Here is a 15488-nt window from a genome sequence, read left to right as displayed (position 1 = left end):
TACTATTTACTTCATGTTTACTATACCATAGTTTAGCCAGCAAACCACACGATTAAAACCAGCTAGTTTTGATTAGTTATTTTGCTTAATGGATAGGTTATAAGTATGATATGAATGAAGCGCTTCAGTGCACTGTTTTATTAAAAAGAATTCATTTTTTAGAATTAACCGACATTTGCCTTTTCTATTGCTATTTAACGAGCGGTCTATTGTAATGGAAGAAGAGAAGAAATAATTGTATTTTAAATGATTAATTGGAGGGGCTTAATATGAGCAACTTATTTGAAATATTGAAAGCAAAAATAAACGGGAAGAGCTTGAAAATCGTTTTTCCTGAAGGCACAGACGATAGAATTCTTGTAGCTGCCAGTCGCTTAGCTGAGGAAGGCATTCTTGTACCTATTTTACTTGGAGATGAAGAGGGAATTACTAATCAGGCCACTAAATTAGGGGTTTCTTTAGAAAATTGTACAATCATTGACCCGAAAAATAGTGAGTATATGGATGAATTGCTTCCTGTATTCGTCGACAGGAGAAAAGGGAAAGTAACAGCGGAAGCAGCAAAGGAAATTCTTTTGGATGGAAACTATTTTGGAACGATGCTTGTTTATGCAAACAAAGCGGACGGCTTGGTAAGTGGAGCGGCACATTCAACAGCAGACACTGTCAGACCGGCATTACAAATTATTAAAACAAAAGCAGGGGTGAAAAGGACCTCTGGTGTATTTATTATGGTTCGTGGGGAAGAACAATATGTTTTTGCTGACTGTGCGATCAATATTTCCCCTGATGCAGAAGGATTAGCAGAAATCGCTGTAGAGAGTGCAAAAATAGCAAAAATGATGGATATTGATCCTCGTGTGGCTATGTTGAGCTTTTCGACAAAAGGATCTGCAAATTCTCCAGAAACTGATAAGGTCATTGAGGCAGTAACTATGGCAAAAGAAAAAAATTCAGAGCTTGTCATTGATGGAGAGCTTCAGTTTGACGCAGCGTTCGTACCTTCTGTCGCAGAGAAAAAAGCGCCGGGTTCACCAATCAATGGACAAGCAAATGTCTTTGTATTCCCAAGCCTCGAAGCAGGAAATATTGGCTATAAGTTAGCGCAAAGATTAGGTGGATTTGAAGCGGTAGGTCCAATTTTACAAGGTTTGAATCAACCGGTTAATGATCTTTCCCGCGGTTGTAATGAGGAAGATGTCTATAAGCTTGCGATTATTACGGCTAGCCAAGCTTTAGTCGAATAGTTCTTAAATGGTAAAGGAGCAGAAGGAATGGAAGAGGCTTTAAATTTATTAGAACAAAAAGAATGGCGTATAATTGATCAGTCGCAATCAGGGCGATTTGTCAGTGCACTTCACTCTTTCGGTATGGATGATACTTTATGCGCTTCGGTTGGGGCGGGACTCTCTCCTGCTACTGCGAGAAGCTGGGTGCATGACCGCACAATCGTACTTGGTATTCAAGATACAAAACTGCCTTTTATTAACGCAGGGGTTCAATTTTTACAGCAACAAGGTTATGACTGTATTGTGCGGAATTCAGGTGGGCTTGCGGTTGTTCTCGATGAAGGTGTCTTGAATATTACTTTAGTGCTGCAGGAAACGGAAAAAGGTATTGATATTAACCGTGGATATGATGCGATGTGGTTTTTAGTGAAAGAAATGTTCGCCGATTTTCCCGTAGAAATTGAAGCGAAAGAGATCACCAAGTCCTACTGTCCGGGGAGTTATGATCTAAGCATTGGCGACCAGAAATTTGCAGGCATTTCACAACGCAGATTGAGAAAGGGTGTCGCTGTGCAAATCTACCTTTGTGTAAATGGCAGCGGCAGTGAACGAGCGCAGATCATTCAAGAATTTTACCGTATTAGTAAAGAGGATGAGAAGACTAAGTTTACTTATCCTGACATTGATCCAACAGTGATGGCTTCGCTAGCTGAACTACTCCAAACGGAATTCACCATAGAAGATGTGATGCTCCGCTTCCTACAAACATTAAAGAAACATAGTGGCACGCTTCATTCAGGTCAGTTAACCGTCACTGAAGCACCAATGTTTGAAAACTATTTCGACCGTGTAGTCGATAGAAACGAAAAAATCATGAACAAGAAATAATATGGGTCCAGGCAACTCCCGAATAATTTGCAGATTTTAGAATGAAAACAGGTGCTCTTTTGCTCGTTTTACCACTGGTGGAGGGCCTATCAAATGTACGAATAAATCTTAATCTAGTAAGTCACGCTAAATAGAAAATAACTGAGTAAGCTGGTTCAGCCTTTTACTCAGTTACTTTTGTATGTGTTTGTGGTAAACCACAGTCTAATCATTTATTCTGCTAGTTTTTCTAAATTGCCATTACGATCCATTTTGAATTTAGTGGCGGTTCTTTCCTCATCATCTAAAATCGCTAATTTTCGAGCACGGTTCATAATATTCATTAATGTCTCGTAATCTTCTTGGATAGTGACACTATTCTGCTCTAGCTTGCTTACTCTTGCCGCTAATTCTTGGTTTCTAGCCTTTAAAGAAGCATTCTCGCGCTGAAGTCTTTCATTCTCATTTTTTAAGATATCCAGTTTAATACTTGAGTGACTTAATGATTCAAGGTATTGAATGACACTTGCCATCGTCATATTAGATGATGAAGTTTCCTCCGTTTTGAATACAGGTGTCTTCACTTCTTCAGTAGGAGCCGCATTAGGTGTTGTTACTTCAGGTTCTTCAAATAGCAAATCATTCATCGGCTCCATCGCTGTTTCTACGTCATCTAATGTAGGAACTGGTGGTGAATATAATAGTTTTTTCTTTCCACCTTGCTCTTTGCCAAGCATTCTTTGTCGTTGCTTTCGTTGTTTTTTTGCTAGTTGAAGGGCTTTTTCATATTGGTGCCGTACAACTGCATTCCAGCGAAACCCGCAAGCTGCTGATGTGCGATTCAACTTATCTCCAACTTCTTCAAATGCATTTAATTGCGTACTACCTTCACGGACATGCCTTAAAACCGTTTCTGCTAATAATAAATCATTTTCCTCTGACCATGCATCTTGACGTACTTTCATGATCTCAACTCCCTAAATTTTTATAATAGTTAAGCTTTAGCAATAGGATTGTCAAGAATACAAGGTTTTATACATTCTATGTTTGAAAGGATAGTAGAAGATGGTTTCTAATAGATACGTATGGTAAATCATGTTAAAAATGTCGAAAAAAATTCTCATTTCGCCAAAAAACAACTAGGACAGGGGTTCGTATGTGCAGGAGAGGTTGGTCTATTACATTCGGGGGGTGAAACAAGAGAAAGAGAAAGATATAATAGGGGAAGTAAAAAAAAACTGATGAAGAGCAATCAAATGTTTAAAGGTAAAAAAAGAAGTTAATATATTGGTTATGTCTATATAAAAAGGGAGGTGTCATGATGTCATATGCGACAGAAAAATTAACTGAAGAAAAGGTATTTAAAGATCCTGTTCACCGTTATATTCACGTGAAAGATCGTCTTATCTGGGATTTGATTGGTACTAAAGAATTCCAACGTCTAAGAAGGATTAAACAATTAGGAACAACCTTTCTTACCTTTCACGGAGCGGAACATAGCCGATTTAATCATTCGCTTGGTGTCTATGAAATTGTTAGGCGAATTGTCGATGATGTCTTCAAAGGACGTCCAGAGTGGAATGATGACGATCGTTTATTAACCCTTTGTGCAGCATTGTTACATGATTTAGGTCATGGGCCGTTCTCGCATTCTTTTGAAAAGGTATTTGGCTTAGATCATGAAAATTTTACAAAGAAAATTATTCTCAGTAACACAGAAGTCAACAATGTGTTAAGAAGAGTAAGTGATGATTTTCCAAAAAAAGTAGAAGAAATAATTGCGAAAACGTCTAAAAACAAATTAGTTATCAGTTTAATCTCTAGTCAAATTGATGCCGACCGGATGGATTACTTACAAAGAGATGCCTATTTTACAGGCGTGAGTTATGGTCATTTTGATATGGAACGTATTTTACGAGTGATGAGGCCAAGGGAAGACCAGGTTGTGATTAAACAAAGTGGCATGCATGCTGTTGAGGATTACATAATGAGTCGATACCAAATGTATTGGCAAGTGTATTTTCACCCTGTAACGAGAAGTGCAGAGGTGATCTTAACAAAAATACTCCATAGGGCAAAGGCTCTATATGAAGAATCTTATCAGTTCAAACAAGCCCCTGCTCATTTTTATTCTTTATTTAAAGGCGAAATAACGGTGGATGATTACATTCATCTGGATGAATCAATTGTTCTATACTATTTCCAAATGTGGCAGTGGGAAGAAGATGAGATTTTAAGTGATTTAGCGCAACGTTTCTTAGACCGTCATCTCTTTAAGTATGTTGAATTTGACCCAGCCAAGGAATATAAGAAACTGTCAGAGCTGTCTATCTTATTTTTAAAAGCGGGAATTGACCCTGAATATTACTTAGTTGTCGATTCTTCCTCTGATTTACCTTATGATTTTTATCGACCGGGTGAAGAAGAGGAGCGTTTACCGATTCATTTATTATCGAAAAATGGAGAGGTAAGGGAATTATCTCGGGAATCATCGATTGTTGATGCTATCTCAGGTAAAAGAAGGACCGATCATAAATTATACTATCCTGCCAATCTCCTTCATGATGAAGGGCCACATAAAGAGATTAAGAAACAAATACGAAAATTACTAGACTTAGAATAAAAAAGTTCGAATGGAACGTAATAAATAATTAGGAGATGAATCAATGTGCTGAAAGACCATGCAAAAATCATTCATGCCATTGCTGCCTCGGATGAAATTGTCGGCCGTAAAAAGCTACAAAAAATGATTTACATTGCAAAAAAAATCAATTACCCTTTTCATGAGAAATTTGCCTTTCACTTTTATGGACCTTATTCAGAAGAACTCACTCTTCGTATTGAAGAGCTATGCAATATGGGATTCTTGAATGAAATTAAAGAAAAAAAAGGTGGATACTATCAATATCGTTATACACTAACCGAATCGGGAACAGAATTTCTAGAATTAAATGAAGTAAGTATGCCTCATTTAAAAGACTGTCTCGTTGATATGAATGGCCAATCAGCAAGATTTCTAGAGCTAGTATCCACTGTCTTATACTTCGAGGAACTGCCTAAAGAAGAAGTAAAGGAAAAGATCTTCACGCTCAAAAGCAAACAACGATATACAGAAGAAGAGATTAACCAAGCTTATCACTATATCGATGCCTTAAATACAAAAGCCGCTATCCTATCATAGGAGCGGTCTTTTTAATATTGAGGTTGTTCATATATATGCTCGTGTGAAAATGATATTGCGTGCCTTAATCGGTAATATGAACTGAGTGCTTCTGTTTTGATGGATTAGAGTTTGTGAGTCACTCAAGTTAAGAAAAGAGAATGAGCGCTTCGTAAATGAAGTTTGTGAGTCACTCAAGTTGAGAAAAGAGAATGAGCGCTTCGCAAATGAAGTTTGCGAGTCACTCAAGGTGAGCAAAGAGAATGAGCGCTTCGCAAATGAAGTTTGTGAGTCACTCAAGTTGAGCAAAGAGAATGAGCGCTTCGCAAATGAAGTTTGCAAGTCACTCAAGTTGAGAAAAGAGAATGAGCGCTCCGCAAATGAGGTTTGTGAGTCACTCGAGTTGAGAAAAGAGAATGAGCGCTTCGCAAAAGAAGTTTGCAAGTCACTCAAGTTGAGCAAAGAGAATGAGCGCTTCGCCAATGAAGTTTGCAAGTCACTCAAGTTGAGCAAAGAGAATGAGCGCTTCGCAAAAGAAGTTTGCAAGTCACTCAAGTTGAGAAAAGGAACTGAGCGCTTCGCAAAAGAAGTTTGTGAGTCACTCAAGGTGAGAAAAGGAACTGAGCGCTTCGTAAATGAAGCTTGCGATTCCCTCAAGTTGAGAAAAGAGAATGGAGCGCTTCGCAAAAGAAGTTTGTGAATCACTCAAGTTGAGAAAAGAGAAGGAGTGATTCACAAATGAAGTTCGCGAGTCACTCAGTAAGAGAAAAGAGAATGAGCGCTTTGTAAATGAAGTTTGCGAGTCACTCAAGGTAAGAAAAGGAACTGAGCGCTTCGCAAAAGAAGTTTGCAAGTCACTCAAGGTAAGAAAAGGAACTGAGCGCTTCGCAAAAGAAGTTTGTGAGTCACTCAAAGTAAGAAAAGGAACTGAGCGCTTCGCAAAAGAAGTTTGTGAGTCACTCAAAGTAAGAAAAGGAACTGAGCGCTTCGCAAAAGAAGTTCGCGAGTCACTCAAGTTGAGAAAAGAGAATGAGTGCTTCACAAATGAAGTTCGCGAGTCACTCAGTAAGAGAAAAGGAACTGAGCGCTTCGCAAATGAAGTATGCGAGTCACTCAGAAAGAAAAATGGAGATGAGAGCACAACTAAACCGTAAATATACACATATCTCATGCTGTATTTTTACGCTCTTACGATTTATAGTTATACGCGATAAAATTTAATTTGTTCCGGCTTCTCCTCACCCTGGGAAGTTTCTTTTCTTGTCTGAAAAGAAAACGTTGTATTTCCCTCAGAATTGGGTAGTTCTCTTAAATCTAATGGGATCCGGAAGGGAACGTTACAAAAAAAGGTGGCAGAGCCAAAGTTTGATTGGACTCGGCCGAAAATGAGTGAAAAAAAGGATCCGAGAGGAAATTCTGATATGGAGAACCTAGGCAAAATCAATAATAGTGTACAAGAACAATAGAGAATCCTACATTAAGGGATTCACCAAAAAAAATAACCGGCACCAATGAATAACTAACATTGTCAGTGCCGATATATTTTAATCTTGTATTTTATTGGTCGCTCAGACGCTTGCCACCAACAGCATAATGGTTCTTGCTCATTTCTTCGATAAATACAGTGATTTTTTCATTTGGAGCACCTGTTGTTTCGCTCACGGCTACTGTGACTTTTTCTACGAGTGCTTTCTTTTGATCTTCTGTACGTCCTTCAAGCATTTTAACAGTTACGTATGGCATAAGTTCTTCCTCCTAAATGAATTCGCGCTGTTTCTGAACAACGATTATTTTAAGTTTTCCATATTTTCTTCATTTAGACAAGCAAATTTATAGTAGCGCATGATTTCCTTATTGCAGGAATGATGCGTTATACTTTAATATGTATGACAAAGATAAGGTTTACATATGGTTAATGAAAAGGTATAAAACACTCATTCATGAGTTAAAAAAGGGGATTAAAGTGTGGAACAATTCTTAGCCTATCCACTTAGGGATATTCCCTATGTAGCTATCACGTTAATTATTGCCTTCACTCTTCATGAGCTTGCCCATGCGTGGGTCGCCTATAAATTTGGTGATCCCACGGCAAAAAATCAAGGCAGATTGACGTTGAATCCCATTAGTCATTTAGATCCGATTGGGACACTCTTAATTTTTATAGCGGGTTTTGGGTGGGCGAGACCAGTCCCTGTTAACCGCTTCTTTTTTAAAAATCCGAGGCTTGCTGGTGTATGCGTTTCTTTAGCTGGTCCATTGAGTAATTTTGTTTTGGCTACATTTGCTTTAGGTTTATGGTATTGGTTAATTGGAAATGGTTATACAGTGCCGGAGTCGTTGCTCGCGTTTCTCAATATTTTTATTGGTCTAAATATGCTTCTTTTCATATTTAATTTAATCCCTTTGCCGCCTTTAGATGGCTATCGGGTGATTGCAGATTTAGTACCAAATGATTGGCGAGCGAAGATGACGTCAATTGAGAATTATGGAGGTCTTATTTTTCTCATCCTTGTGATTACACCGCTCAGTCAATATACGATTAGCCCTATCCTGAATACATTACTTCCAGCGATTATGGAAAACCTAAGCGCATTCTTTTATACATTATTTGTGAGATCATAGATGAAGGAGGAGTTTCAAATGGCAGAGAATAAGAAAAAAATTGAGTTTAATATTATTAAAAGTGACCCAACTGAGGGGCATGGTGGATTCGGGGCCGGTGCTTTTAGTTTAGATAATGTTTCGCCGGTTATTATAGATGTCAATGAAAAAGAGGCTTCAATCGAGGTTGGGGCAATGCATGCCCGCAGCCCACAAGAAAAAGGCATTAAGTTTTTAAAAACAAAAGAAGAAGTCCCTAATGGTAAGCCATACTGGTTAATCTGGGTAACGGTAGAACGTGGGGCAGAAGGTACGTATTATGCGGGTGTAACAGCTTGTGAGTTTACAGTTGATCGATCAATTAGAAGAGGGTATAAGTCACTTCCTGAACATGTGAATCGAATGGATAAATCAATTAAAGGTCAAGTGATCGTGGATCATATGGATGTTTCTTCTAAAGAAGTATTAGCTAAATTCCTACAAGATTATGATGCAGGTATGTGGGAGAGATCATCAGAACAACTAAAAACAGATTTGCAAGCATAAGAGACAAATTCAGCCATAATTGTGGCGTATTTGTGACAGTTTATTGAAGGAATTTACAAAGTATTGCTTCAAGTGGATAAAAAAAGTAAACTTAATATTAGTGCAAAGCACTGTATAGAACTAGGACACGAAAAACCTCGACAGCTACTGTCGAGGTTTTTCATTATTTCTACTATTGTCATGTTTGTGTGCGAATTATGAAGTCCATGGTAATATCTTCTTGTACCAAGGCTTTTTTTCCTTAGGGGCTGGCTCTTTCTCTTTTTGTTTTTCCTCTGCTTGGTATTCAGGCAGGTGAAGCGAACAGTATTCAGTTGGTTCGGTTCCCTTAATAAAGTAGGTAAAACGTTTGACAGGGCAATTTTCTGTTGCTAGTTTGCCAGTGGAAGGTTCAACATAAACGCCTATTGTATTTTTTGTTGGTGTGAACTGGCGGATTGGTAGGTCCTGGTGCGCATCTTCCATATAATTCCCCCAAATTTCCTTTGCAAACGCCTTTTCCTTCACAAGGTCGATCGTTTGATTATCATCGTAACCTGTCCATACAGCAGTAACGAGCTGGGGAGAGAATCCAGCCATCCAGCTATCAGTCTCCGTCGAACCAGATTTTGCTGCGTATGGTCTTGTGAGTTGATTGCTAATAGTAGATCCAGTCACACTAGCATATCCATTTAATGTCTGATCAAAAATGCCCGTCATCATCTCTGTTACGACAAAAGCTGTATCCTCATCTAATACTTGCTCATGTGACCCCTTAGCCTCGTAAAGGACATCGCCTTTATAATCCTCAACTCTTGTTATAAAAACAGGGTCAGTACGCTTCCCACCATTAGCTAACATGCTGTATGCATTGGCAAGCTCTGTTACTCTTAATCCGGATGTACCCAGGGCGAGTGAAGGGACTTTGGCCATCTTAGACTGAATACCAAAATCTTTAGCGGTCTTAACGAGTGTTTCTTCACCTAAAAAAAGGTGGGTTTTCACAGCATATATATTATCCGAGAGCGCTAGTGCCTGCGCCATTGTTATATCCCCATCTGCATACTTATTATTATAATTATGAGGTGCATATGTTGATTGTCCATCGTCAAACCGAAAAGTAGTAGGTTTGCTCATTACTGTTGATGCTGGTGTAAATCCTTGTTTAATGGCCGCGTAATATAAAAGGGGCTTCATCGTAGATCCAGGCTGTCTAATCGCTTGTAAAGCTCTATTAAATGAGCTCTCTTCATAATCTGTTCCTCCAACCATGGCTTCTACATGTCCATTTTTAGGATTCATTGATACAAGCCCGACTTGCATTGAAGTATCTTCTGTCATCACTTCTTCAATTGTTTTCTCTGCTATCTCTTGTTTTTGGCGATCTAGTGTTGTGTAAACTCGTAATCCACCAAGTTCAATCATTCTTTCATCAAGGTCTAATTGAGATTTTAGTACGGCTTTGACTGCATCTTGAAAGTAGGGGGCAACAGTGTTCACGTAATATTGATGCTCACCAACGAAAGTAAGCTCTTCATTGAAAGCATTTGCCATTTCCTTTTTCGTAATATATTGATTCCCTACCATTGAAGTTAAGATTAACTTTTGCCTTTGTTTCGCTTTCTCAAATGAGGCAAGAGGTGAATAGGCACTTGGTCCTTTTGGAATACCTGCGAGCATAGCGGATTCGGCTAAAGTTAAATCAGCTGCATCTTTTCCAAAATAAAACTGACTAGCTGCTTGTGCACCGTAAGCCCTGTTACCGTAATAGATTGTATTTAAATAGCCTTCTAGTATTTGCTCTTTTGTGTAACTCATTTCTATTCTTAGGGTATAAAACGCTTCTTTTATTTTCCTTGTCCACGTTTTATCTTGATCGAGAAAGAGGTTTTTAGCGTATTGCTGACTAATAGTACTCGCACCTTGTACCTTTGCCATTGCTTTGAGGTCTGCCAGCAAGGCGCCAGCAATTCTTTTATAATCAAAGCCATGATGTTCATAAAAACTCTGATCCTCAATCGCGATCGTCGCATGAATTAAGTCTGGGGAAATATCAGTAATATCTGCCCAATACCTTTTCTCCCCTGTGTGACTTTCACCAATAATAGACTCGTCACTTGCCATATATAAAGTGGATTGTGGTACGGCAAGTGGTGGTGGACCTAAAATTTTGGCATAAATGAAAATACCGATGAGCAGGCAGACCATTAACGCTAAACCTATTAAGCTACAAATGACGAGTGCTCGCAAATATTTACCTGCATTTCTAAAGCGCTGATTTGTCATGATTTCCACATATACCACCCCCATTTTAATGTGCTTCGTTTACATATAGTATTGAAAACTATAGGGTATTTTAAACATGCATATTTGTGATTACACGAATATCTAAAGTCTGCATGAAAACCCCCCGATTGGGTCAAACATGAATAGTAGAGAGAGCCAGGTCAGCAAACATCTACATCGGTTCAATCATATAGCTGAAACGCCAAAGACTGTTCCGATTTCACAATGAATGAGTGCGAAGATTCTATTAGCCCACTCCTCTTTTTAGCGGGTATCTGCTTTTTAACAAAATTTTCACTTGCAATTTTGCTAGAATCCTCTATACTTTTCTCATGTTTGTCATTTTGCTTTTCGGGAACGATAAGGTTAAATGAGGCACTTTTTTAATAGAAAGGATTGAAGAATAATGAGCATTTGGTTTACTGAAAAACAAACAGAGAACTTCGGTATCACGATGAAGGTGAATCGAACTTTACATACGGAACAGACAGATTTTCAAAAGCTAGACATGGTAGAAACAGAAGAGTGGGGCAATATGCTTCTTCTTGATGATATGGTCATGACTTCTGTGAAGGATGAGTTTGTTTATCATGAAATGGTCGCTCATGTGCCTTTATTTACTCACCCAAACCCTGAGAATATCCTCGTTGTCGGTGGTGGAGACGGAGGCGTTATTCGTGAAGTGTTAAAGCACCCTAGCGTGAAAAAGGCGACACTTGTAGATATTGATGGGAAGGTTATTGAATTCTCGAAAAAATACTTGCCAGAAATTGCAGGAAAGCTTGAAGACCCGCGTGTAGATGTAAAAGTGGGTGACGGCTTCATGCATATTGCTGAAAGTGAAAACGAATATGACGTTATTATGGTCGATTCAACAGAACCAGTGGGTCCGGCAGTTAACTTATTTACTAAAGGTTTCTATGCAGGTATTGCTAAAGCATTGAAGGAAGATGGTTTATTCGTAGCGCAGTCAGATAATCCGTGGTTTAAAGCAGACTTAATCCGCAATGTTCAAAAGGATGTAAAAGAAATTTTCCCAATTACACGTCTGTATGTGGCGAATATCCCTACTTATCCTAGTGGATTATGGGCATTCACTATCGGTTCGAAAAAGCACGATCCACTAAAAGTGGAAGAAGAGCGTTTCCACGAAATTGAGACGAAATATTATACAAAAGAACTACATCAGGCTGCATTTGTACTACCGAAATTTGTTAAAGATTTAGTGGAATAAGGAGGGCTCTCTATGCGTTTTGATGAAGCTTATTCAGGAAATGTGTTTATTAAAAGTCATCCGCATTATGAAGACAGCAGTGCTGTAATTTATGGGATGCCAATGGACTGGACAGTTAGTTATCGTCCGGGTTCAAGATTCGGCCCAACAAGAATAAGAGAAGTGTCCATCGGCCTTGAAGAGTATAGTCCTTATTTAGATCGAGATCTAGAAGAAGTGAAATTTTTCGATGCAGGAGATATTCCATTACCATTTGGAAACCCGCAAAAAAGTATCGATATGATAGAGGAATACATTGACGGACTACTTGCAGATAATAAATTCCCTATTGGTATGGGTGGGGAGCATTTAGTTAGCTGGCCAGTCATAAAGGCGATGTATAAGAAATACCCTGACTTAGCGATTATCCATATGGATGCACATACAGATTTACGAGACGATTACGAAGGCGAACCACTTTCTCATAGCACACCAATCAAGAAAGCGGCTAATCTCATTGGTCCAACAAACGTCTATTCATTTGGGATTCGTTCTGGGATGAAAGAAGAGTTTCAATGGGCTAAAGAAGTAGGGATGCATATTTCTAAATTTGAAGTATTAGCACCTTTGAAGGAAGTTTTGCCACAATTAGCTGGTCGTCCTGTCTATGTGACAATTGACATCGATGTCCTTGATCCTGCACATGCGCCGGGTACAGGTACTGTTGATGCTGGAGGCATTACTTCTAAGGAGCTTTTAGCCTCTATTCATGAAATTGCTCGTGCCAAAGTGAATGTGGTTGGCTGTGACCTAGTTGAAGTGGCACCCATTTATGACCCTTCAGAACAAACTGCGAATACAGCTAGTAAGCTTATTCGTGAAATGATTTTAGGTTGGGTGAAATAAATTGATGATGCGAACAAATTCTATTATAGGAGAATTTGTTCGTTTTTTATTTGGTTTTGTGTGATATCTGGTGTTTAGTTCAAAAATACTAACTACGTGAAAAGCTTTATCATACGCTTTTCATCAGAAAAGTTCTGTGAATGCCCGTGGTATACTAGTGGTTAAAGTTGTTATTGTATAATTATTCATGACTGGAAGATAACATTAATTTGTTTTATACTAATAAGGTTATAGAAATTTCGTTTGAAACGGTATAAAAGGATGTGGAGGGATTGTCGAAAGTTTTAGATGATCAAATTCCTGTAAAAATAAATGTGAAAACGACCATCCATGATGGGAATAGTAAGGATACTTTTGAATTAACGGCGGCTGGTCGATACTATAAAAAAGGAAATGCCAGATATCTTCAATATGAAGAAGAGATGGATGTAGGCATGGTGAAAACCATTGTAAAAATGACTGAGGATGACGGTTTAATCTTACGAAGTGGTTCGATAAAAATGCGCTTGCCATTTAAAATGCATCAGTCTTTAAGAGGTAATTATACGACCCCATATGGTGTATTTAATTTAAAAACTTTAACGAAGAGAATGGTGCATGAGTTTAAAGAAGAGACAAACATTGGCTCTATTGATTTGATGTATGATTTAAACATGCAAGGATCTAAAGCAGGAACCTATCATCTAACCATTGCATTTGAGGAGGAAAACTGAGTGAATATCGTTGAACAGGTGCAACAAAATCTGAAACAAGAAATTAAACAAGCGGTCATAAAAGCTGGCTTAGCTGAAGAGGGACAAATTCCTGATGTTATTCTAGAAATACCAAAAGACAAAACGCATGGTGATTATTCTACAAATATGGCGATGCAACTTGCAAGAGTGGCAAAAAAAGCGCCAAAAATGATTGCTGAAGATATCATTACTCACTTTGATCAATCAAAAGCTTCGATTGAAAAGATGGAAATCGCTGGGCCAGGATTTCTGAATTTTTACATGGATAATCGTTATTTAACGAACTTAATTCCTACCGTGTTAGAAGCAGATGAAGCCTACGGTCAAACAAATGTAGGTAATGGCACAAAAGTTCAAGTAGAGTTCGTATCTGCTAATCCAACAGGTGATCTACACCTAGGCCATGCGCGTGGGGCAGCTGTTGGTGATTCATTATCCAACATTCTAGCGAAGGCAGGCTATGATGTTACGCGTGAATACTATATTAACGATGCCGGCAACCAAATTAATAATCTCGCTTATTCTGTAGAAGCCCGTTATTTCCAAGCATTAGGTATGGAAAAGGAGATGCCGCAAGACGGTTATCATGGGGAAGATATTATTAATATCGGTAAAACACTTGCTAAAGAACATGGTAATGAGTATGTCGATTACGATGCCCAAGAGCGTTTTGACACTTTCCGTGAGTATGGTTTGAAATATGAAATGGAAAAATTAAAAAATGACTTGGAAGATTTCCGTGTTCTTTATGATGTATGGTATTCAGAGACTTCGCTTTATCATAATGGAAAAATCGACCGTGCATTGGAAGCATTAAAAGAAAATGGTCATATATACGAAGAAGATGGTGCGACATGGTTCCGCTCTACTACTTTTGGTGATGACAAAGATCGTGTTTTGATTAAAAATGATGGCTCCTATACGTATTTAACGCCAGATATTGCTTATCATAAAGATAAATTAGAGCGTGGCTTTGAGAAAATTATTAACGTTTGGGGTGCAGACCATCATGGTTATATACCGCGTATGAAAGCTGCCATTCAAGCACTTGGTTATAGTAAAGAAGCCCTTGAAGTTGAAATTATTCAGCTCGTTCATTTATATAAAAATGGCGAGAAAATGAAAATGAGTAAACGTACAGGTAAAGCAGTAACCATGCGTGATCTTGTAGAGGAAGTCGGTTTAGATGCGACTCGTTATTTCTTCGCGATGAGAAGTGCGGACACTCATTTAGATTTTGATTTAGATCTAGCTGTATCACAGTCTAACGAGAACCCAGTATATTATGCACAATACGCACATGCGCGTATTTCAAGCATCTTAAGACAAGGTGAAGAACAAGGGTTAGTTCTTGACGCCCAAGCTGACTTATCATTAATCGGAGCAGAAAAAGAACTAGATGTATTGAAGAAAATTGGCGAATTTCCACAAGCAGTAGGTGAAGCTGCTGAAAAGCGCATGCCTCATCGAATTACCAATTATATCTTTGACTTAGCATCTACTTTCCATAGCTTCTATAATGCTGAAAAAGTTTTAGATAGCGATCAGCCTGAAAAGTCAAAAGCAAGACTAGCACTAATTAAAGCGGTACAAACAACATTGAAAAATGCATTAGCGTTAATCGGTGTGTCAGCTCCTGAAAAAATGTAAGAGACGTACAGCAAGCGCCCCACTCGTGTAGTGGGCGCTTTTTTTCTTGAAATAGAATTAAATTCACAAAGAGTAGTAATGGAGGAGAATTAAAACGTTTCATATAAAAAGGTACGAATTGCACCGTAGAGGATTATCTACCATGACCTTATTTTATATTAGGATGGGGAAACTACAGGTAGATTTCCTTAACCGAAAAAGTAAGTAGATGCTGGTAGACTAAATAACGCTATCATGCCCACCTCTCTTTATAAAATTTAAGGTCCGCACCCTTCAAAATATTGGAAAATCCATCTCCAATCAGTAGAGTAACTAAG

The 15488-nt window shown here is 38.5% G+C and carries 15 protein-coding genes; 12 read left to right on the top strand and 3 right to left on the bottom strand.

All coding sequences use genetic code 11. From position 1 onward, the window contains the following. Nucleotides 1-269 precede the first annotated feature (269 nt). Together pta and MKX83_RS22650 are read left to right on the top strand one after the other, a co-directional pair. Entirely contained in the window at nt 270-1247 is a 978-nt protein-coding gene (gene pta, locus MKX83_RS22655; RefSeq protein WP_341058143.1) for a phosphate acetyltransferase, read from the top strand. Nucleotides 1248-1274: 27 nt separating this feature from the next. Continuing rightward, nucleotides 1275-2117 carry a lipoate--protein ligase family protein gene (locus tag MKX83_RS22650; protein WP_307316546.1) on the top strand — a complete coding sequence of 281 codons (843 nt, stop codon included), beginning with the start codon at nt 1275-1277 and terminating at the stop codon, nt 2115-2117. 212 nt (nt 2118-2329) lie between these two features. Here MKX83_RS22650 and MKX83_RS22645 read toward each other — a convergent pair whose 3' ends face one another. Further along, the gene (locus MKX83_RS22645; protein ID WP_341058141.1) at nt 2330-3061 is read right to left on the bottom strand and encodes an RsfA family transcriptional regulator; all 732 of its coding nucleotides are present in this window, start codon (nt 3059-3061) and stop codon (nt 2330-2332) included. 356 nt (nt 3062-3417) lie between these two features. Between MKX83_RS22645 and MKX83_RS22640 the strand changes: the two genes are divergently transcribed. The 4 genes from MKX83_RS22640 (at nt 3418) to MKX83_RS22625 (ending at nt 6477) form a co-directional block, all read left to right on the top strand. Beyond that, nucleotides 3418-4719: an HD domain-containing protein gene (locus tag MKX83_RS22640; RefSeq protein WP_095371539.1), complete on the top strand. Its 1302-nt coding sequence runs from the start codon at nt 3418-3420 to the stop codon at nt 4717-4719. Between the two features lie 45 nt (nt 4720-4764). Beyond that, complete coding sequence (locus MKX83_RS22635; RefSeq protein ID WP_095371540.1) at nt 4765-5277, top strand: YwgA family protein; 513 nt, start codon at nt 4765-4767, stop codon at nt 5275-5277. 178 nt (nt 5278-5455) lie between these two features. Next, the gene (locus MKX83_RS22630; RefSeq protein ID WP_341058138.1) at nt 5456-5956 is read left to right on the top strand and encodes a hypothetical protein; all 501 of its coding nucleotides are present in this window, start codon (nt 5456-5458) and stop codon (nt 5954-5956) included. A 329-nt stretch (nt 5957-6285) separates the two neighbouring features. Beyond that, nucleotides 6286-6477 (top strand): hypothetical protein, encoded by a 192-nt coding sequence (locus tag MKX83_RS22625; protein WP_341058137.1) that lies wholly within the window; start codon nt 6286-6288, stop codon nt 6475-6477. Nucleotides 6478-6813: 336 nt separating this feature from the next. On the opposite strand, the gene MKX83_RS22620 is transcribed toward MKX83_RS22625, so the two are convergent. Further along, nucleotides 6814-6999 carry a 2-hydroxymuconate tautomerase gene (locus MKX83_RS22620; RefSeq protein ID WP_095371543.1) on the bottom strand — a complete coding sequence of 62 codons (186 nt, stop codon included), beginning with the start codon at nt 6997-6999 and terminating at the stop codon, nt 6814-6816. A gap of 222 nt (nt 7000-7221) precedes the next feature. Here MKX83_RS22620 and MKX83_RS22615 point away from each other — a divergent pair, with 222 nt between their 5' ends. Both MKX83_RS22615 and MKX83_RS22610 read left to right on the top strand, forming a co-directional pair. After that, nucleotides 7222-7878, top strand: coding sequence for a site-2 protease family protein (locus MKX83_RS22615; RefSeq protein WP_224936793.1), 657 nt, complete (start codon nt 7222-7224; stop codon nt 7876-7878). A gap of 18 nt (nt 7879-7896) precedes the next feature. Next, nucleotides 7897-8403, top strand: coding sequence for a YwhD family protein (locus MKX83_RS22610; protein WP_328198764.1), 507 nt, complete (start codon nt 7897-7899; stop codon nt 8401-8403). 195 nt (nt 8404-8598) lie between these two features. On the opposite strand, the gene MKX83_RS22605 is transcribed toward MKX83_RS22610, so the two are convergent. Continuing rightward, on the bottom strand, nt 8599-10677 hold the full coding sequence (locus tag MKX83_RS22605) for a transglycosylase domain-containing protein (protein WP_307316562.1): 2079 nt from the start codon (nt 10675-10677) through the stop codon (nt 8599-8601). 397 nt (nt 10678-11074) lie between these two features. Here MKX83_RS22605 and speE point away from each other — a divergent pair, with 397 nt between their 5' ends. From speE to argS, 4 genes are all read left to right on the top strand, one after another. Further along, nucleotides 11075-11902: a spermidine synthase gene (gene speE / locus MKX83_RS22600; protein WP_095371547.1), complete on the top strand. Its 828-nt coding sequence runs from the start codon at nt 11075-11077 to the stop codon at nt 11900-11902. 12 nt (nt 11903-11914) lie between these two features. Continuing rightward, entirely contained in the window at nt 11915-12787 is an 873-nt protein-coding gene (gene speB, locus MKX83_RS22595; protein WP_341058133.1) for an agmatinase, read from the top strand. 272 nt (nt 12788-13059) lie between these two features. Next, nucleotides 13060-13500 carry a DUF1934 domain-containing protein gene (locus tag MKX83_RS22590; protein ID WP_233435184.1) on the top strand — a complete coding sequence of 147 codons (441 nt, stop codon included), beginning with the start codon at nt 13060-13062 and terminating at the stop codon, nt 13498-13500. Further along, nucleotides 13501-15171: an arginine--tRNA ligase gene (gene argS / locus MKX83_RS22585; protein WP_341058131.1), complete on the top strand. Its 1671-nt coding sequence runs from the start codon at nt 13501-13503 to the stop codon at nt 15169-15171. Nucleotides 15172-15488 lie beyond the last annotated feature (317 nt).

Source organism: Cytobacillus sp. FSL M8-0252, assembly GCF_038007345.1.
Classification (GTDB): Bacteria; Bacillota; Bacilli; order Bacillales; family Cytobacillaceae; genus Cytobacillus; species Cytobacillus kochii.
The sequence above is the reverse complement of the archived record's forward strand: the minus strand, read 5'-3'. Positions and strand labels throughout refer to the sequence as shown.